This is a genomic window from Streptococcus sp. 5346, assembly GCF_013277455.1.
GTDB lineage: Bacteria > Bacillota > Bacilli > Lactobacillales > Streptococcaceae > Streptococcus.
Map to the genome: position 1 here is coordinate 65754 of NZ_VMMY01000015.1, position 18927 is coordinate 84680.

Annotated in this window: 18 protein-coding genes and 3 pseudogenes; 2 read left to right on the plus strand and 19 right to left on the minus strand. The window is 36.0% G+C overall.

The features are described from left to right. Positions 1-166: 166 nt before the first annotated feature. The gene (locus HT732_RS09205; RefSeq protein ID WP_173254800.1) at positions 167-1018 is read left to right on the plus strand and encodes a MurR/RpiR family transcriptional regulator; all 852 of its coding nucleotides are present in this window, start codon (positions 167-169) and stop codon (positions 1016-1018) included. A gap of 298 nt (positions 1019-1316) precedes the next feature. Here HT732_RS09205 and HT732_RS09210 read toward each other — a convergent pair. Next, a pseudogene (locus HT732_RS09210) lies at positions 1317-1694 on the minus strand (class I SAM-dependent methyltransferase); the annotation flags it as partial. A 76-nt stretch (positions 1695-1770) separates the two neighbouring features. On the opposite strand from HT732_RS09210, the pseudogene HT732_RS09215 reads away from it, so the two are divergent. Continuing rightward, a pseudogene (locus tag HT732_RS09215) lies at positions 1771-2806 on the plus strand (IS30 family transposase). Between the two features lie 221 nt (positions 2807-3027). Here the strand turns inward: HT732_RS09215 and HT732_RS09220 are convergent. The 18 genes and pseudogenes from HT732_RS09220 to HT732_RS09305 form a co-directional block, all read right to left on the minus strand. After that, positions 3028-3501: a DUF2004 domain-containing protein gene (locus tag HT732_RS09220; RefSeq protein ID WP_173254802.1), complete on the minus strand. Its 474-nt coding sequence runs from the start codon at positions 3499-3501 to the stop codon at positions 3028-3030. Between the two features lie 24 nt (positions 3502-3525). Beyond that, positions 3526-3939, minus strand: coding sequence for a hypothetical protein (locus HT732_RS09225; RefSeq protein ID WP_074015934.1), 414 nt, complete (start codon positions 3937-3939; stop codon positions 3526-3528). Positions 3940-4030: 91 nt separating this feature from the next. Continuing rightward, positions 4031-4423: a hypothetical protein gene (locus HT732_RS09230; protein ID WP_049511622.1), complete on the minus strand. Its 393-nt coding sequence runs from the start codon at positions 4421-4423 to the stop codon at positions 4031-4033. Positions 4424-4439: 16 nt separating this feature from the next. Continuing rightward, a complete protein-coding gene (locus HT732_RS09235) occupies positions 4440-5153 on the minus strand; it encodes a DUF4241 domain-containing protein (protein ID WP_173254804.1) in 714 nt (237 codons plus the stop codon). A gap of 26 nt (positions 5154-5179) precedes the next feature. Beyond that, positions 5180-5686 carry a hypothetical protein gene (locus tag HT732_RS09240; protein ID WP_173254806.1) on the minus strand — a complete coding sequence of 169 codons (507 nt, stop codon included), beginning with the start codon at positions 5684-5686 and terminating at the stop codon, positions 5180-5182. Between the two features lie 70 nt (positions 5687-5756). Beyond that, positions 5757-6544: pseudogene (locus tag HT732_RS09245) on the minus strand (class I SAM-dependent methyltransferase). Positions 6545-6870: 326 nt separating this feature from the next. Beyond that, on the minus strand, positions 6871-7755 hold the full coding sequence (locus HT732_RS09250) for an ROK family protein (RefSeq protein WP_173254808.1): 885 nt from the start codon (positions 7753-7755) through the stop codon (positions 6871-6873). A 17-nt stretch (positions 7756-7772) separates the two neighbouring features. Further along, positions 7773-8690: a dihydrodipicolinate synthase family protein gene (locus tag HT732_RS09255; RefSeq protein ID WP_001281495.1), complete on the minus strand. Its 918-nt coding sequence runs from the start codon at positions 8688-8690 to the stop codon at positions 7773-7775. 173 nt (positions 8691-8863) lie between these two features. Next, on the minus strand, positions 8864-9508 hold the full coding sequence (locus tag HT732_RS09260; protein ID WP_173254810.1) for a YesL family protein: 645 nt from the start codon (positions 9506-9508) through the stop codon (positions 8864-8866). Between the two features lie 134 nt (positions 9509-9642). Continuing rightward, the gene (locus HT732_RS09265) at positions 9643-10095 is read right to left on the minus strand and encodes a YhcH/YjgK/YiaL family protein (RefSeq protein WP_000575436.1); all 453 of its coding nucleotides are present in this window, start codon (positions 10093-10095) and stop codon (positions 9643-9645) included. Positions 10096-10220: 125 nt separating this feature from the next. Beyond that, on the minus strand, positions 10221-11060 hold the full coding sequence (locus HT732_RS09270; protein ID WP_001192008.1) for a carbohydrate ABC transporter permease: 840 nt from the start codon (positions 11058-11060) through the stop codon (positions 10221-10223). Positions 11061-11075: 15 nt separating this feature from the next. Then, positions 11076-11942, minus strand: coding sequence for a sugar ABC transporter permease (locus HT732_RS09275; protein WP_171804884.1), 867 nt, complete (start codon positions 11940-11942; stop codon positions 11076-11078). A 218-nt stretch (positions 11943-12160) separates the two neighbouring features. Then, on the minus strand, positions 12161-13489 hold the full coding sequence (locus tag HT732_RS09280; protein WP_173254812.1) for an ABC transporter substrate-binding protein: 1329 nt from the start codon (positions 13487-13489) through the stop codon (positions 12161-12163). Positions 13490-13603: 114 nt separating this feature from the next. After that, positions 13604-14302 (minus strand): N-acetylmannosamine-6-phosphate 2-epimerase, encoded by a 699-nt coding sequence (locus HT732_RS09285; RefSeq protein WP_001135655.1) that lies wholly within the window; start codon positions 14300-14302, stop codon positions 13604-13606. 179 nt (positions 14303-14481) lie between these two features. Beyond that, positions 14482-15585, minus strand: a complete 1104-nt coding sequence (locus tag HT732_RS09290) for a Gfo/Idh/MocA family oxidoreductase (RefSeq protein WP_173254814.1) — start codon at positions 15583-15585, stop codon at positions 14482-14484. 206 nt (positions 15586-15791) lie between these two features. Further along, positions 15792-16625 carry a carbohydrate ABC transporter permease gene (locus tag HT732_RS09295; protein WP_000730332.1) on the minus strand — a complete coding sequence of 278 codons (834 nt, stop codon included), beginning with the start codon at positions 16623-16625 and terminating at the stop codon, positions 15792-15794. Beyond that, positions 16625-17509, minus strand: a complete 885-nt coding sequence (locus tag HT732_RS09300) for an ABC transporter permease subunit (protein ID WP_000237988.1) — start codon at positions 17507-17509, stop codon at positions 16625-16627. The genes HT732_RS09295 and HT732_RS09300 overlap by 1 nt, the downstream gene beginning before the upstream one ends. Positions 17510-17587: 78 nt before the next feature. Continuing rightward, positions 17588-18925: a sugar ABC transporter substrate-binding protein gene (locus HT732_RS09305; RefSeq protein ID WP_000738779.1), complete on the minus strand. Its 1338-nt coding sequence runs from the start codon at positions 18923-18925 to the stop codon at positions 17588-17590. Positions 18926-18927 lie beyond the last annotated feature (2 nt).

The window sequence follows — 18927 nt, forward strand, 5'->3', positions numbered from 1 at the left end:
TGTACCACAATTTGAGCAGAAAATTATGGAAAAGTAAGAAGCTTTTTTCGTTTTTACAGTAAGATACGTTTTTATTTATTCATCCCTATATTATATGTTATAATGAATGTAAAAGTTCAATAATCTAGTCTTTTTCCAACACGACTCATTTAAAGGAGCCTTCCCTATGGACAAACCAGATATCGCAACTGTCATTGATTCACATTTTGAAGAAATGACAGACCTAGAGCAAGAAATCGCTCGCTATTTTTTACAAGCAGAAACCATTCAAGATGACCTTTCCTCCCAACAGGTCACTCAAAAATTACATATCTCTCAGGCTGCACTAACTCGCTTTGCTAAAAAGTGTGGCTTTACTGGCTACCGAGAATTTATTTTCCAATACCAACATGAGGCAGAAAATCAAGCCAACCAAGTCTTCAAGCACAGTCCACTGACCAAACGAGTCCTCAGAAGCTATAGCAATATGCGGGAACAAACACAAGACTTGATTGACGAAGTCCAACTAGAACGAATTGCCCAATTAATCGAAGATGCTGAGCGTGTCTACTTCTTCGGAACAGGGAGTTCTGGTCTTGTTGCTCGTGAAATGAAATTGCGCTTCATGCGTCTGGGTGTGGTCTGCGAGGCTTTGACCGATCAAGACGGCTTTGCTTGGACAACCAGCATTATGGACGAAAATTGTCTCGTACTTGGTTTCTCACTTTCTGGCACAACTCCCTCTATTTTAGACAGTTTATTAGACGCTAAGGAGATGGGGGCAAAGACTGTACTCTTTTCAAGTGTTCCCAATAAAGATAGTCAGGCCTACACAGAGACTGTTCTTGTAGCCACCCACAGCCAGCCTTCCTATATCCAACGAATATCCGCTCAACTTCCTATGCTCTTCTTTATCGATTTGATTTATGCCTACTTTTTGGAAATCAATCGTGAAAACAAAGAAAAAATCTTTAATAGCTACTGGGAAAATAAAAAACTCAACGGCTATCGTAGACAAAAACGTGTCAGAAAATCCTAGTTTGGCTGAGCCAAACTAGGATTGTTTTGTATTGAAATTATAATAGGCTCATAGGTGGTATTTCCAATCTTTCTCTTTGTGCTATTGCTTTTAATCTGCGTTTTTCGGTTCTTCCATAAATCCTCCTTTCCGTTTTTGAATGTTTGACAACAAAAAGGAAGTATCGGCTATTTGCTACTTTTACTTCATCTCGATAATTTTATTTGATTATTGTACTTCGACAAACTGAGATTTAGATTTTAACCCTCACCTCACAGAACATAAAACGTGCTATTCTCTTGAAGTATGTTTCATAAGATTATAGTTTAATGCTAAGTGTAGCTATATAGTCATTTCCATAACGTGATAATCGATGTCTTTTATCACATGATTCATAAAAATCGATCATAGCAAGACCATTTTTAAGTTGTCCTCTAATCTGAGTTTCTAAGGTATGGCTAAATTCATATCCATATTCTGGATTTATGGTTATCTTGCCTTCCTCTTCAAGCTCTTTTGAATTAAAAGGGAGTGGAAACTTCAAAAATAATTCCTCATCGGGTTTGTCCCATACAATGTCAGCATTATACATGTATATCCAAGGATTCATAAATCCGACCATTAACAGTCCACCCTTTTTCAATACTCGAGAAGCTTCTTTATACATGTTTTCTAGATCTTCTATAAATGCTGAATTGTAAAATGAAGTGCAACAAAAAAATAACTATCTGATATACTTAAGTCGACGAAAACAAAGCATAGGAGAGATAGTTATGTCTAAACAAAATAATACCACAAAATCATCTTACAATCATCTTTCAGCCATTGAAAGAGGAAATATTGAGTTGCTTCATAAACAAGGAAAATCTCAATCAGAAATTGCACGAGAACTTGGTAGAAATCATTCTACGATTAGTCGTGAATTAAAACGTGGCACTGCTACACAAATGAAGAATCAAAACGAAAACATCATTTATTACAAGGAATATTTTGCCGAAACTGGACAAGCACGTTATAAAAATAATCGAAAAAATTCTTATTACCTTAAACTAAATAAGACGTCTAAACGGTTTCTAACAAAGTTTACAAAAGAAATGAAGAAAAAAGTTTGTATACATAGTGTTGAATCATTTGTTAAAAAGATATGAGAAAGTTTATGAGGATGAAGTTATTCCAAGTACCAAAACTCTTTATAACTACATCAATCAAGGATTACTAGAGATTAAACGAATCGATTTACCTCGTGCTACTAGAATGAAACCAAGAACGAAAAAACGTTCATCTACTCATAAACGATTAGCTGGTAAATCCATTGATGAACGTCCTGAGGTTATTCAAACTCGTTCAGAATTTGGACATTGGGAGATTGATTTAATGATAGGGAAGAAATTTATCAATGAAGCTGTTCTACTAACGCTTGATGAAAGAAAGACTAGATTTGCGATTGCTAGAAAATTACCATTTAAGTCCGCAGATCTTGTTAATCATGAAATCAATAAAATCGTTACGCAATATCAAGAATTAGATTTTAGAACTATTACAGCTGATAACGGTGTAGAATTTTCTAAATTAGGAGAATTAAAGTGCGTGGAAGATGTCTTTTATGCACATCCTTACTCTTCTCACGAAAGAGGTACAAATGAATATTTTAATGGGCTACTAAGAGAGTTTTTACCTAAAAGTCAGTCGTTTAATACATTAACAGATAAGGAACTACAGGTATATGTAGCTGCCATCAATCATCGTCCAAGAAAACTATTGGGCTTCTTAAGTTCAAGCGAACTCTTAGAACAGTTAGAAGCGAAATAGACGAATCTTATCAATCAAGTCTATTTGGAAAGAAAAAAGCGCCAAAAATTTGGCGCGAATCCCCTATGGGGCTATTAGTATATTTGTTTGTTTTGAATCAAAATACATTGTAAGTATGAAGTTAAATTAGGTGTATAGGAAAAGTTAGCGTTTATTACACTTGACTTGACAATTCACGATATTTTCAAAATGTTCTAATAGTTACCCTTTAATTTTAAATTTTAACTTTCCCAAGAAATATCTATAATATCAAGACTATCATCAAATTTAACAGCTAAAATTTCATCACTTTCTTCTGGAGCAATCATATAATCTACAATCATTACATTCTCTCCATCTGTCCATAATCCAATATTCGTAACTTTCATACATTGTACAAATTCATTTACATCTTCTGGTAAATCAAGTTCTAATTCTTCTTTATGAAATGTAATATATGTATTATCTTCTAATAGATATTCTCCTATTACTTTTCTAGCTTTTATGTTATATTCATCAAAATTTTGTAAAAACTTCGTAAAATTATCTAATAATTCTGTTGTGATTTTAGCTGCTTTACCATACCAAAGTGTTGTATTAATTCCATTTACCTCTTCTTCCCACAATACAACAACATCGTTACTAAATCCCATACCATCGTCTAATCCATTTACTAAATCTAATTCTCCAAAAAATTCATGTTTTATTTTTTCCATATTCTACCTCATTACAATTTTTATTTATTCTGTAAATTCACTTGTTACATCTATCCATTTTTCTGCATCAATTTCTTCATCGTTTAAATACTTTTCAAGATAAGAAATAATAGTTTCTGATTTATCAAAGAAAGCTCGATAATGCTTAAAGTTCTTTTTATGTTCATATTTTCTATATTCTATTATGTAAAAATCTAATTCATCTATAGCATTTGCTTCATAATTTAAATTAGACTTAATAAACTTCACTACAGGTTTTAAATCATCGAGTATTCCTATATCTGAATGAACTTGAATATAGTTAGGATTTTTCTTAGAAGTGTCAATGATAGATATCCACTCCTCACTATTTTCTGTAAACAGATTTTTTATAATCTCTTTAATTTCTTCTATATCCGCTTTTTTATTGCTAATGTATTCTGTATCAAATTTTTTCATTTTATCCCCTAACTTTCATATAGGCTTCGATATTTTTTAATATTATATTCTTTAAGTAAAATATTTATCACCACTACACTATTTGTTAATTTTAGCCATCAATTCCTACATCAAAGATATCTTCATACAAGCCCTCAAATTCAATATCTAAAATATGATCATTGTCAATAGTATGCTCCGTATATGTTAATAATGTTGTATTTCTCATTCTTCTAAATATCGGCTTCCCAAGTTTAGGGATAATACTTTCTACAGTTTCTTCGGGAAAACAATATTTAAAAGTATCTGAATTTACACAAGCCAAAGCTATTTTAGGTAAATTCTTCTCATAAAGATTAATTAGCTTGTTAATAAAATCAATTTCTTCCTGTGTGAAATCGTCTTTATAAATGGTTACATTAATATTTTCATCATCAAATTCATAAGTCGAAACATACTTGGATTCATATAAAATAAAATCTTCTTTATTTAATAAATAGTTCATATATTCCCCTTTGAAATTAATTTATCGGTATATACTCTAAAACAATATCACAAAGATTTCCCTTTTCATCATACCCAAAATATACAGGATACTGTCCATCTCCAAAACCTGACTGAATCATAGGAATTGATAAATCTGTATTAGGAATTTTAAAGTTTATCCAGTCTCCATCTTCTCTTTGAAATTTTGGATTTTTCATGGCATTTTCTTTAAATTCCTTTGCAAAAAAATCATTATAAATATTTTTTTCAGTATTTTCTTTATACCACTTCTCTACAAAATCACAATATTTATCTCTTGTTTCTACATCAACTATAGTTGCCAATCCTGCATCAACCATAAATCCAAAAATACTTTTATTATCTACACCTTCTAGGTTTTCATCACCTTTTAAAGCTTCGTAATAAATCACAGGCTTATTTTCATTAAATTTTACTCTTGTAAGTACATAACGATAGTGGTCTGCTTCGATTTCTGCTACCAAAGTTTCAATGCTATACTTTCCTCTTGGTACTTTGGTTAAGTAAGGTTTTTCTGCTCTACTCAGCCAAACCAAAGGATCTCTTACCAAAAGTTCTCCCGTAGGAAATATGATTTCTCCCATTTCTAAAACAAATAATTTTTTTCCATGAATTTCATTTTTTTCAAAAACTTCTGCATAGTTCATAGGGGCAACTAATAAATGTTTTACTGTTTCATATTTTTCAATCCATTCTTTTGTTGTATTCATATATACTCCTTTAAAAATTTATCGTTCTACGCTATTCCTAATCTTTCACCACGTATTTTAAAAATAGTATCCACATCCATATCAAACATCTTGCTTTTGAAATTTATTTCTTCAAAATAATAGCTCACTTTTTCTTTGTCGAATTCATTTTCTAATTGTTTCCATAAATCTTTAGTTAATACCACAAATGCCAAAGTATCATTCCCAAGACTTTCAATACAAAAACGAATTTCATACTTGGGTTGAATAAACTCATTTATAGATTTAATGGTTGTATCTCTATCCATTTTTTCCTTATAGGGTATCATAAATGACTTATCTTTATGTTTTAAATAAATATCTTCTCCATAAGGTTTCCCATTATATTTTAATATTATTTCTATCTTATCTTCTAGTTTTTCATTCACATAAGAGATGATATCTTCATCATATTCTCTATGATCGACCCATATAAGAGTATCTGATTCTAAAAGTTCTTCAAAATTGTTCGTATCTTCTAAAAAAGATTTTAATCTTATAAATGTATTATCCATAAATTTTCTCCTTATTTACTTTCAAAATAAGATTGTAGAATATAAATTCATAGTTACTTTTCTATGTTAATTATACCATTTTGCATATACTCTTATAAAGTGAAATAATTAGTGTAGCAATATAGTCATTTCCATAACGGGTTAATCTATTTCTTTTATCACATGATTCATAAAAATCGATCATAGCAAGACCATTTTTAAGTTGTCCTCGAATCTGAGTTTCCAAGGTATGGCTAAATTCATATCCATATTCTGGATTTATGGTTAATTGGCCTTCCTCTTCCAGCTCTTTTGAATTAAAAGGGATTGAATACTTTAAAAGTAATTCCTCATCGAGTTTATCCCATACAATGTCAGTATCATACATGTATATTCAAGGATTCATAAATCCGACCATTAACAGTCCACCTTTTTTCAATACTCGAGAAGCTTCTTTATACATATTTTCTAGATCTTCGATATATACATTTGAAACTGGATTAAAAATAATATCAAAAGTTTCATTTTCAAATGAGAATGGTTTTGTCATATCACCTTGAACTATGTTGATTTTTAATCCTTCTCTTTTAGCAACCATTCATCTCTTTCTAATTGTGATGTAGAGAAATCCATTATAGTTACATCATAACCTTTTAACGCAAAAACTGGTCCCTGCTATCCCTCACCACAAGCTAAACCTAATATATTTTTTCCGTTTGCTTTTTCAAACCACTCTTTTGGAACTTTTTTCCCAACAGTTAATGCAACAGAGATTGGATGCTTTCTAACTTCTTCTAATTCTTCATGTGTCAATGGCTCAGTGTAGTCATTATTTACATTATTCCGTCTATCTTCATTTAATTTTATATAATTGTTCATCTTATAATCTTCTCGTAATTTTATATTATTTCGATTTAAGGTGAATAGGTTGCCACATTTCTCTCACCTCTAGAAATTCTAATTTGTCAAATTTTCGTCCATCTCATTATATCATTTTTCCACATTTTCTTATTTACTCAAGCTAAATATCAACTAAATTGATAATAGAATCGCTCTCGCTTTAACATTTCATACTAGGTAGTGATTTTCTCCTAATTTCTCACGATTACCTCCTTTCACTAAAATTCTTCCATAAAAAAGAATTAAGCAAAACATTTTTCACTAAGGTAGTGATTAAGTATTCTGCTTAATTCTATAGCTCCAAACTAGGATTGTTTTGTTTTAAAGTGATAATAAGCTCCCAACATACCTGCTGTATTTTGATGATGGGCGAATTCTAATCGTGTTTTCTCAGCTAGGCTTGGCACCAAGGCATCTTTCAAGGCTTTACGGATCTTGGGTTTGAGGATTGCCTCTTGCCCCATGATACCGCCACCGAGAATGACTACTTCTGGATTGGCAACATAGCAAATATTTGCCAGACCTTTTCCTAGATAGTCTACCATACGGTCAATACCAGCCATGCAGATTTTGTTGCCTTCAGTGGCTTCCTTGAAAATTCGTCGGCCATTCCACTGGTCAACTGGATCTCCATGAGCTGCTGCTACATACTCCACCAATGCTGTCGTAGAAGCCAAGTCTTGGAAAGCTCCATCCTGCATATGCATATAGCCAACTTCACAGGCTGAATTGCTAAAACCATGGAAGACTTTCCCATCCATAATCAAGCAACCACCGATACCGGTTCCAATGGTCAAGCAAAGTGTCACACTCGCTCCCTTGCCTGAACCAGATACCGCTTCAGCAAGACCTGCACAGTTAACGTCATTCTCAATTTCACAAGGAATATTAAAGCTAGTCTCGATTTCCTTCTTGAACTGGGTGCCTGCGTAGTTAGGGATTTGAGGCCCAGCATAGAAAATCTCACCCTTATCTGGATCCACCATCCCAGCAGAAGAAATAGCAACACCTGCTACTGGACCTTTTTCTAAATAGCTGGCTACGATATCTTTGGTCTTTTGTAAGATATGAGGTCCACCCCTATGCGCCTCTGTTGGCATTTCATGCGATTCAACAAGTTGGCCTTCTTGGTCGATCAAACCATATTTGATATTTGTTCCACCGATATCAATTGCAACGTAGTGTGTCATAAATACCTCCTTATGGATTAGAGGAAGCGCTCCTTGGTTTCACGAATCAAGGCTGCAGCTGCTTCTACAACTGGACGATCTTCTTCGGTCACTGGTGTCAGTGGAGAACGGACTGATCCAATGTTAAGTCCTTCATTGATTTTCAAGACTTCCTTGATCACACCGTACATATTTCCATGTGCAGCAGTCAGTTTGCCAATGATAGCGTTGATAGCATACTGTAATTCACGCGCTGTTTCCAAGTCTTTATCCGCAATCAATTGGTTAAGTTTCAAGAAGAGTTCTGGCATAGCACCATAAGTACCACCGATACCAGCCTTAGCACCCATGAGGCGGCCACCTAAGAACTGTTCATCTGGACCATTGAAGACGATATGGTCTTCTCCACCAAGGCTAACAAAGGTTTGGATATCTTGAACTGGCATTGAAGAATTTTTAACACCAATAACACGTGGATTCTTCAACATTTCTGTGTAAAGGCTTGGAGTCAAAGCAACCCCTGCCAATTGAGGAATGTTGTAAATCACGTAGTCTGTATTTGGAGCCGCAGAACTGATATCATTCCAGTATTTGGCAACTGAGTATTCTGGCAAGCGGAAGTAAATCGGTGGAATTGTTGCAATGGCATCTACACCCAAGCTTTCTGCGTGGCGAGCAAGTTCCATACTATCTTTAGTATTATTGCAAGCAACGTGGGCAATAATGGTCAATTTACCTTTGGCAACTGCCATCACTTCTTCCAAAATCAACTTGCGGTCTTCAACGCTTTGGTAGATACATTCACCAGAAGAACCATTGACATAAAGACCTTGAACACCTTTATCAATGAAGTATTGAACCAAGGCACGCGTACGTTCTGGACTTACTTCTCCTTGATCATCATAACATGCGTAGAAGGCTGGAATGACACCTTCGTATTTTTTCAAATCTGACATAGATTTTCTCCTATTATTTTTATTTTCTGCTAAAGCAGATTCTTTCTTTACTTCTTTAGTATACACTTTACCGAAAAGGCTTTCAATATCTTATAGACACTTAGATTTTAGTTTCTCGCTTATAGAATAGCGTTTGGAGCGTTTGAAAGTAGTTTCAGAAATAATTGCACCCCTTACTCATACTTAGCAAATAGCTTTTCCATCACTCCCACTTGTAAAAAAGCAAGAAGTCCAAAACCAAAGAGAATAAAAGCTGATCCTCCCAATAGAAGGGTAAAGGCTGATAGATATAGAATCATCAAAATCAAAAAGATAATTGCAATCATCAAGATAAACCAAGGAGCGTTAAAACTAGCCAACATCAATCCTTTTTGAAGAATTTCTTTCCAAGATAGGTCATAGCGCGCAGCGATTGGATAGCTAGCCAACATCACAATGGTAAGGAAAATCAGAATACCTAGACAAATAGCTTTAACCAATTGGAAGGGCAGAGCTGTTTGACCCCAGAAAAGGTAGAGATCTGAAAGGGTAAGAAACACAATTCCTAACTCCAACAACCCCAACTGAAAACCTAGTTTCAGATTTTGCCTGAAAACTCTTAGATAGGTTCTAAAAACTGGAACACGTCTGCTCTTCTTAACTTCAAACATGGTCTCGTAGAGGCTAATTTTAGCCACTCCAATCGTTACGATTGGCAAACAAGTTACTACAAAGAGAAGATTGACTGTTACAATATCTAAAACCTTCTCACTAATTCGCATTAGAAAATTATCTGTATCAAATGCAGCCTTGATGAGACTTCTTCCTTTTTGTGACATCTTTGCTCCCCCTATAATTTAATTTATATCACTTGCTAAATCATTCCGATTTATCAATTGATAAGATTCAACTCTTAAACTCAATTTTCAAAAGTGCTTAGTGAGATAGTCATCAGCTATCTCTGCTGATCATTCTAATCAATCAAAATTTTAAACAAATACTTGCGAACTTGATCTTCCATACCTGCATAGCCATTTGGCTGGTGTGGTTCTCCTGGAAAGAAAATTGCAAAATTGTGATAACCCAACAAGAGTGGGTAGTGTTCATGACAATGAACAAAGCCAATATCACTTGCTTCGTCAAATGCTACTGCTTCATCTTTGATACGTGAACCGTAGCTCGAATATTCATGCCCTTCTACCAACAAATGCAAGTCTGCATAGTTCTTGTGATGTTCAAACTGGTCATTTTCAGCTTTATTTAGGACATTTTCTTGAACAACTAGAAAGACCTTGTCTCCATCAATATCATATTTTCCTAACTCGAATGAATCTTTACGATGTTCATAAAGATAATCAATTGCCTTGTCAAGATTGGGATGAATCCCTTTATAGAAGCTAATATTTTTCAAATCGTCAAAAATCATTATTTTCTCCTTTAAAAATCGTCATTCAGCGATTAAAACTAACACCTCCAACAGTATCATTTACTGTCGGAGGCTTTTAGATAGTGCTAGCAATAGCCAATTGATACTGTAAAAGAAATCGTTTCTTATCCTTTGACCGCTCCCATAGTAATCCCCTGTGTGAAGGATTTTTGGAAGACTAGGAATACTGTTACGATTGGCACGGCTGCAAGAGCTGCACCCGCCATGATCAAACCATAGTTGGTTGCCATTTCAGCCTGCATGGTCGCAACCCCGAGTGAGATAGTCAAGTTTTGACGTGAAGTCAACATAACCAACTGCATGAAGTAGTCGTTCCAGGTATTGATGAAGGTGAAGATTGCAAGGGCTGCAAATCCTGGTTTCACAATTGGGAAGGCAACGCTCCAGAAAGTACGAATCTCACCACAACCGTCGATTTTAGCTGATTCGAGCAACTCTGTAGGGATATTTTCACTAAATTGTTTCATGAGGAAGACCCCAAATGGCCATCCAATCAAAGGCAAGATAACTGCCCAAAGAGTGTCATGAATTCCCATAAAGTTGACAATACGTACCAATGGCACAAGGACAACTTGTTTTGGAAGTGCCATGGCAGCGATAAAGATGGCAAAGAGGATACGTTGACCATAGAAACGTTTTTTAGCCAATACATAACCTGCTAGAGATGAGGTTGCACAGACTAAGAACATGGTTACCAGCGAGATAAACACAGAATTCCACATCCACTGCAAGGCAGGGTTCTGCACCATGAGTTGTTGGAAGTTTTCCATGGTTGGCATTTTAGGGAACCACTGAGGAGGAATAACGATTGTATCAGGTTGTGATTTGAATGCCCCTGTCAAAATCCAGTAGAATGGAAAGATGAACAGCACAGTCAACAAGAGCAAAATGATTGTTGAAATAACAGTAAAGGCTGTTAATGGTTTTTTTTCTGTAGATTGCATAGCTGTCTCCTTTCTTTAGTATTCTACGTCGTTTCCAAGTACTTTAAATTGAACAAAGCTTACGATTGCAATCATGACTGCCAAGAAGACACCGATTGTGTTGGCATAGCCGTATTCTGTCAATTGGAAGGCTTTTTCGTATAGGTAGTACATCAAGGTACTTGTTGAGTAGTTTGGACCACCAGATGTCAAAAGCTGAATCAAGGCGAAACACTGGAATGAGTTAATTGTTGTAATGATTGCAATATAAAGAGTTGTTGGAAGAAGGCTTGGCCATTTAATCTTCCAGAAGACTTGAAACTCAGTTGCACCGTCAACACGCGCCGCTTCAACCAGTGAATTGTCAATATTCCCCATAGCAGCGATATAAAGGATAATCGGTTGACCAACTGAAGTTGTCAAGAGAATAATCATAATCGCCATCAATGCCCAGTTTTTATCTCCCAACCAAGAAATGTTCTGGCTGATGATATGACTTGACTTGAGGACAAAGTTTAGAATCCCTGATAGTGGGTCATAAATCCATTTCCATACAACTGTTACGGCAACACTACCTGTTACAACAGGTAGGAAGAAGACAAAACGGTAGAAGGATCTGGCAATGGCATTTTGATGGTAGGTCTGAGATGCTACAAAGAGTGAGAACAGAACAACAACTGGTACAGATCCAATAACCAGAATCACGGTATTGATCAAAGACTTCATAAAGACAGGGTCTTTAAACATGCGAACATAGTTGTCCAAGCCCACAAACTCAAATTTCGTCATTGAGTAGTTAAAGAAACTTGTAATGAATCCCATAATCATAGGAGCCAATACAAAGATGACAAAGAAGAATAATACTGGTGCTAGGAAAGCATAGGAAATCACTGTTTCCCGCATACGAATTTTATTGACTTTCACAGTCGGCACCTCTCTTTCAAATATAATTTTTTGACTTTCTTGAACTGTTTTAAAATCAAAATGAAATTTTTTAAGATTCGCTTATGTAAGAACTTCATTTTAATTTCGTGACAGTTCCTTACATTTCAAACAAAATCCTCCCTTTTCTTACATAGACTATGCACAGGGAAAAGGGAGGGATCAATCTGATTTAGTGCTTATTGTTTCATAGCTTTTTTAATTGTTTCGTTCGCTTTTTCAGTGAAGGCTTTCAAAGCGTCCGCTGGTTTTTCGTCACCATTTGATACAGATTGCAACATTGGGAACCAAAGTGTTCTCATTTCAGCAAATCCATCAATAGTGTTGTAGTATGGTGAGTAGTATTTAGTCCAACCACTGATTGTTTCCATGCGTTTGTCATCATAAAGTTTGCCAAATGATGTACGAACTGGGAAGGCACCTGTACGAACAACGTCTTTTGGACCCCATTCTTTGTCATCCGCGATAAATTGAACGAATTTCTTAGATGCAGCAACTTTCTTGTCGTCTTTGTTGTTGAATACTGCAAATCCGTTTACAAGGTATTCAAGAGCTGGCTTACCTTCGTCTGATGGGAATGGTACTTCTACCACTTCTACCTTACTTGCTTCTAAAAGTTTAGCTTGGATACCATTTTGAGCTGGTGCCCAAAGGATTGTGTAAGATGTTTGACCGTTGGCAAAGTTTTGGATATCTGCTCCACCGTCAAATTGTGAACCATTATTGAGCAAATTGTCTTTAATCCAGCTAGTTGCTTTTTCAAGACCTTTGACGAATTTAGGATCATCAGTTGTATATTTGCTAACTTTTTCATCTGTTACAGAACCGCTATAAAGGTTAGAGATAAAGGCACGTGTTCCTTGGTCTCCCCCTTGACCAGAACTGAACAATGAACCTGGTGTGTAACCCTTGTCTTTGAGTGCTTTCAATACTTTTTCAAAATCATCAGTTGTCCAACCTTCTTTTACAAGGTTTGCTACTCCAGCATCTTCTAACATTTTCTTGTTCATTGCCATGTAGAATGGGGCAGAACTAATTGGATACATGTAAGCCTTGTCTCCAGCTTTACTTGCTTGTACGATGTTTTCATTGTTGACATCTTTAACAAATTCATCTGTGAAAAGGTCGTTCAACTCAGCCAATTTACCGTTTTTACCGTATTGGATGATACGTCCTGGTGCATCAAAGAGTACGTCTGGAGCTGTTCCTGCTTCGATGGCTGTTGTGATTTTTTCAGGACCTGACTTGAAGTCGATGGTTTCCAATTTCACTTTTACATCTGGATTTGCTTTTTCAAACGCTTCGATGATTGATTTTTCATATGTTCCAACACCGTCACCAGTTTTTTCTTGGGTAAATACTGGGAATGCCCACCAAGTGATTTCTGTTTTGGCACCGTCACCACCTGATTTGCCAGCATCTTTACTTCCGCCAGAATTGCCACAAGCAGCAAGACCAAGAACCGCAGCACTCGCAAGTACTGTACAAGCTAATTTTCTAAATTTCATTTGTATTCTCCTATTTTATAAGCGTATCCAACTTGGATAATGAGTTCTTTATTTCTTGTATGCGATTTCATTTCATCCTACTCATCCACCACTCTCCTCTTTTTTAAGATTGTGTTATTTGAGACCAGCAACAAAGCGTTCCGTAATCTCTTTTGGTCTAGTAATAGCGCCACCAACAACGATGCCTCGCACTCCATATTCAAGGATTTGTTTGGCTTGTTCTGGTGTATGAATTTTTCCTTCTGCAATGACATCTACACCGGCATCGCAGAGTTTTTTGATGAGTTCAAAATCTGGACCGTCTACTTTTGGACTGTAGGACGTGTATCCTGACAAGGTTGTTCCGACAAAGTCAATTCCTGCTTCGACCGCTGCCAATCCTTCTTCAAAAGTACTGGTATCTGCCATCAAGAGCTGGTTAGGATATTTCTCCTTAACCTGACGAATGAACTCTTGAATTTCCAAACCATCGTAGCGTTCACGCTTGGTACAATCCAGAGCAATCACCTCGATGTCCAGTTCTGCCAATTCATCAACTTCTTTCATGGTAGCCGTGATGAAGGGTTCTTGAGGTGGATAATCTCGTTTGATTATCCCAATAATCGGAAGTTTGGTGACTTCCTTGATTTCCTTGATATCGCGAACACTATTGGCTCGGATACCGACTGCTCCACCTTGCTCAGCCGCTTTGACCAGCAAGGGAATCACCCCTCCCGCTTCTGTATAAAGCGGTTCATGAGGAAGAGCCTGACAAGAAACGATGATTCCATCTTTGATTTGCTCAATCAAGGCTTCTTTGCTAATCTGTGGCATCCTCTTTCCTCCTTTTCCTTTTTCTTTGTTTCTATGAGATTATTATACCTCAAAAATAAAACGCTTTCAATAGTTTGTAGTATAATAGATTTCAGTTTCAAAAACTAGCCAAGTCAAACAGCTCCTCTAAAAGTACTTTCAGAGGAGCAAGTTGACCTATAATAGGAGAATACCAAAATTTAGTTTACAATTTCTGACAATTTTACTTTGCGATCTTCAAACATAGATTGGGTACAAGCATCTGCAGTAGCAATTGCTTCTAGGGCAGCTTCACCTGTCAATAGTTTTGCAAATTCTTCTGATACTGGTGCTCCTTGCATAATCTCATGCAGATAGCGCATTTCTTTGTCAATCACAGATGATAGCCATAATGGAGTACGTTTACCTGGTTTACCATAAGCAATTGCTCCGTCCATCTCTGTACTATGATAGATACGAGTACGATCATCATCTTCTTCTTGCGATTCATGAATCAAGAAATAACTTTCTTGTCCATCTAGCTTAAGAGTTCCTTTACAGTTGAATAAGTCTAAGCGGATAGCACCTTTGGTTCCTTGGATTAAGACATAATGTTCACCCCAACGATAAGCTGACCCCCATTCTAACAAGGCAAAACGCTTATTAGAAAATTCCATATTGACAAAAATCATATCATCTTCATCACCGAAATGTTCACCTTCATGGGCTACATTTCCACCTGTCATGGTTACAGTTTCAGGCATGCCACCCATAAGGAATTGAACACAATCCAACTCATGGATGTGGTGATACAAGTGACCACCTGATTTTTCACGAATTTTTTTCCATGATACGGACGGTTGTTGTTCTTCCCAACCATTACGAGCAGTGTGACAATATAGAACGTCTCCGATGATTCCTTGATTAATGAGTTCTTTTGCATGATGGACACCATTAAAGAAGTTCATAATATGTCCTGCCATAAAGGTTACATTGTTTTCTTTGCATGCATCTACCATCTCGCGACAATCTTGATAAGAAAGCGCAATTGGTTTTTCACAGAAAACATTTTTACCATATTGTGCAGCCTTAATAACCGGTTCCTTATGAAGATTATTTGGAGTTGCGACGATAACACAATCTACTTCATCGCTAGAAACCAACTCATCTAGGGAGCTTGCTACTTTTGCTCCCAATTCTTCTGCAATCGCCTCTGCATTATCTGGGTCATAGAGAAGAGTAATCTCTGCTCCATCATTCTTTTGCATATAACGAGCCAACTCAGCTCCAAAATATCCTGTTCCAACAACACCGTATTTAACCATGTTTTTTCTCCTTTATTATTGAATAAACTTTCTAATTTTAACTTATACTCTTCGAAAATCTCTTCAAACCGCGTCAACGTAGCTTCATCTACAGCCTCAAAAACGTGTTTTGAGCTGACTTCGTCAGTTTTATCTGCAACCTCAAAGCTGTACTTTGAGCAACCTGCGGCTAGTTTCCTAGTTTGCTCTTTGATTTTCATTGAGTATTACTTCACAGATCCTTCTGACAATCCACTTGCAATCTTATTTTGGATGATAGAGAAGAAAATGATTGATGGAAGAACTACAATAACAGATGCTGCCATCATATCTCCCCAGTCTAGTATTTCTGAACCATTAAGTGATCGAAGGGCTACTGCTACTGTCATCTTTCCTGTATTGTTAATCAAAATCAAGGCATACAAGAATTCATTCCAAGCATTGATAAATGTATAAATAGCTGTTGCTACAATACCTGGTGCTACAATCGGTAGCACAACTTTATAAAACGTCACAAATTTATTTGCACCATCAATTCGAGCTGCTTCTTCAATTCCAATTGGAACTGTTTGGAAAAATCCAACTAAGAGCCAAACTGCATATGGAACACTAAAAGATAGATAAACCATCATCAAGCCAAATAAACTATTTGTTAATCCAACTTTAGCAATGGCAATTGAATAGGGAATTGCTAACAAAATTGGTGGGAAAATGTAGGTAATGACGAGTAATCTTGACATGATTGCTCCCAATTTAGGGAAGAATCGAACAATACCATAGGCTGCCATAGCAGAAATAATAATCGCAATAACAGTTGTAGCTAAGGCAATGATTAAACTGTTTCGAATGTTATCAATAAAGTGCAAATCATTGATAACATGAGTGAAATAATCTAATGTGAACTGTTCAGGCCAAAATCGTGTTGGATACTGAGTTAATTCCCCTTTACCCTTGACAGAAGATATGATAATCCATACCAATGGGAAAATTGCAACAATGGTCGCACCAATCAAGAGTACATGTGAGAGAATATCTAAATAAATACCGGATTTCTTCTTCATTATTTTCTACCCTCCTTTTCCCACTTACTGATGATAGCAAAGTAGATAAAGCAAATCGCCACCAAGAAGATAAAGAGCAATACTGTAACTGCTGAAGCACGACCCAACAATTTAGTTCCCCAACCTAGGTTGTAAGCAAAAATTGGAAGCGTCGTTGTAGCATTAGCCGGTCCACCACCAGTAATAAGGTAGATAATGTCAAAGTTATTAAAGATCCATACAGTTCTCAAAACAACTAGAAGCCCTACAACCACTTTAATATGTGGAAAGACGATAAATTTGAACACTTGCCAACTTGAAGCACCATCTATCTTAGCAGCCTCAAATTGTTCTTCGGGTACTGTTTGCAAAGCTGAAAGTACATTAACCATAATCATCGGCGCTCCAAACCAAATGTTGATAAACACCAAACATAGGAATGCCCATGTACTATCTGTCAAAAATGCAGGCGTATGTTCCATTAAACCTAATTTTACGATTAGATTAGGTAAGTAGCCATAAACCCCGTTTAGAATCCACTGCCAAGAAAAGGCAATAACGATAGTAGGAAATGCCCAAGGAACAATCAATAAGGTCCTATATAATTTCTTGAAGTGGCGTACTCTGTGAAGAGCTAAAGCCAATACAAACCCTACTAAAACTTGACCAACTAATGAGAAAACGGTCCACTTAATTGAATTAAAGAACGCATTAAAGAAGTTGGGATCTGATAGCACAGCTTTATAGTTAGCTAAACCAACAAATTTATAATTAGGCATAATCAAATGCTTATTGGTAAAGCTATAAAAAATACTCGAGAAAAACGGATAAACAAAGAGTAATCCTACGATAATCATAGCTGGCAAAACAAATATCCAGCGAGTTAAATTACGTTCTTTAACCATTCTCCTTCTCCCTTCTTTTACAAGATTGGGCTAGGGCTTTTCAGCTCACTAGCCCACCTATTTTCTAGTCTTTTACACCTACTGAACAGCCTCAAATAAATCGTTTAATTGTTTTTCTGCTTCTTTTGCTGCTTTCATAGGATCTGTTCCATTTGTAATGATATCTTGGAACATTTGTTCAATAATGTGTTGGTTAGTCAACATACCAGCTTGTACACTTGGTCCATTTTCATAACCAATAGCAGTACCTTTTTTAACAGCTTCAGTAATTACTTCTTCAGCATGTTTAAATTTCTTACGAGTTTCATTTTCTTTATAGGCTGCAGAATCGCTAATCCCCTTAATAGTTGGCAACATACCTACTGGAGTTGAATCAAGGAATTTAATGTAGTCTTCTTCATTATAAAGTGATTCTAAGAATGCTTTAGCAACTTCTGGATGTTTTGAATTTTTCCAAACAACCATTGGAATGTTTGAGGTTTCAATTCCTTGGTCCTTATCAGATTCTTTGATTTTTGGAATAGGATAAGCATCAATTGAATCAATCAATTGAGGACTGTTGGCATTGATTCCTCCAATATGGAAGCCAGAGTTAAAGTCAAATGCTGTTTTTCCTTGATAGAACAAGGTAGCTTGTTGAAGGACATTAAAGTTCAAAGAATCTTGAGGTGAGATTTCTTTATACATTTTAACCCAGTATTTAATACCATCTTGAGCAAGTTGACTTGTCAAATCTGCTTTAAGATCTTTTGTCAAGAGACTTCCACCACCACTACGTACGTAGAAGTTCAAGAAACGTGTTGCCATTAAGTCATTTGTTCCAAACGGAACAGACAAGCCATAAACTCCAGCTTCTTTCAATTTTTTAGAAGCTTCATAGAGTTGATCCCAAGTTTTAGGAACCTCAATATTATGTTCTTTTAACAAATCAGTTCTAACCCACATAACTTGTGCATGTGAATAAAGAGGAACAGAGTAGTAATCATCTCCAATTTTTGCTTCATTTAAGGCAGTTTCGTTAAATTTATCCTGTCCAATACGCTTGATAGAATCATTTAGCGGAACCAAAGCATCTGAGTTGACCATTTCCATTACTTGGTTAGGAAGAGCTGTACTGATATCTGGCACATTCCCATTTGCTAAACCTGTAGTCCATTTAGTATAGAAGTCATTCCAAGAGAATGTTTCAATCTTGATTTTCGTTTTTGGATGCTTTTGCATGAAAGCATCTGCTGATTTTTGAATACTTTCCAAACGTGGTCCTTGAGTAAAGGAGTGCCACATTGTAATCTCACCAGATAATTCTGTCGGTGGTTCAGTACTAGTTGTACTTTCTTTCTTTCCTGAACAAGCTACCAAGGCAACAGCTGCTAGCGCAACTCCAGCTAGACATAAAAACTTTCTCATTTTTTTCATCG

What these genes read in the sequence shown, in the direction of transcription:
- HT732_RS09205 (WP_173254800.1), top strand. Translation starts at nt 167, where the DNA reads ATGGACAAACCAGATATCGCAACTGTCATTGATTCACATTTTGAAGAA.
- HT732_RS09220 (WP_173254802.1), bottom strand. Translation starts at nt 3,501, where the DNA reads ATGGAAAAAATAAAACATGAATTTTTTGGAGAATTAGATTTAGTAAAT.
- HT732_RS09225 (WP_074015934.1), bottom strand. Translation starts at nt 3,939, where the DNA reads ATGAAAAAATTTGATACAGAATACATTAGCAATAAAAAAGCGGATATA.
- HT732_RS09230 (WP_049511622.1), bottom strand. Translation starts at nt 4,423, where the DNA reads ATGAACTATTTATTAAATAAAGAAGATTTTATTTTATATGAATCCAAG.
- HT732_RS09235 (WP_173254804.1), bottom strand. Translation starts at nt 5,153, where the DNA reads ATGAATACAACAAAAGAATGGATTGAAAAATATGAAACAGTAAAACAT.
- HT732_RS09240 (WP_173254806.1), bottom strand. Translation starts at nt 5,686, where the DNA reads ATGGATAATACATTTATAAGATTAAAATCTTTTTTAGAAGATACGAAC.
- HT732_RS09250 (WP_173254808.1), bottom strand. Translation starts at nt 7,755, where the DNA reads ATGACACACTACGTTGCAATTGATATCGGTGGAACAAATATCAAATAT.
- HT732_RS09255 (WP_001281495.1), bottom strand. Translation starts at nt 8,690, where the DNA reads ATGTCAGATTTGAAAAAATACGAAGGTGTCATTCCAGCCTTCTACGCA.
- HT732_RS09260 (WP_173254810.1), bottom strand. Translation starts at nt 9,508, where the DNA reads ATGTCACAAAAAGGAAGAAGTCTCATCAAGGCTGCATTTGATACAGAT.
- HT732_RS09265 (WP_000575436.1), bottom strand. Translation starts at nt 10,095, where the DNA reads ATGATTTTTGACGATTTGAAAAATATTAGCTTCTATAAAGGGATTCAT.
- HT732_RS09270 (WP_001192008.1), bottom strand. Translation starts at nt 11,060, where the DNA reads ATGCAATCTACAGAAAAAAAACCATTAACAGCCTTTACTGTTATTTCA.
- HT732_RS09275 (WP_171804884.1), bottom strand. Translation starts at nt 11,942, where the DNA reads ATGCGGGAAACAGTGATTTCCTATGCTTTCCTAGCACCAGTATTATTC.
- HT732_RS09280 (WP_173254812.1), bottom strand. Translation starts at nt 13,489, where the DNA reads ATGAAATTTAGAAAATTAGCTTGTACAGTACTTGCGAGTGCTGCGGTT.
- HT732_RS09285 (WP_001135655.1), bottom strand. Translation starts at nt 14,302, where the DNA reads ATGCCACAGATTAGCAAAGAAGCCTTGATTGAGCAAATCAAAGATGGA.
- HT732_RS09290 (WP_173254814.1), bottom strand. Translation starts at nt 15,585, where the DNA reads ATGGTTAAATACGGTGTTGTTGGAACAGGATATTTTGGAGCTGAGTTG.
- HT732_RS09295 (WP_000730332.1), bottom strand. Translation starts at nt 16,625, where the DNA reads ATGAAGAAGAAATCCGGTATTTATTTAGATATTCTCTCACATGTACTC.
- HT732_RS09300 (WP_000237988.1), bottom strand. Translation starts at nt 17,509, where the DNA reads ATGGTTAAAGAACGTAATTTAACTCGCTGGATATTTGTTTTGCCAGCT.
- HT732_RS09305 (WP_000738779.1), bottom strand. Translation starts at nt 18,925, where the DNA reads ATGAAAAAAATGAGAAAGTTTTTATGTCTAGCTGGAGTTGCGCTAGCA.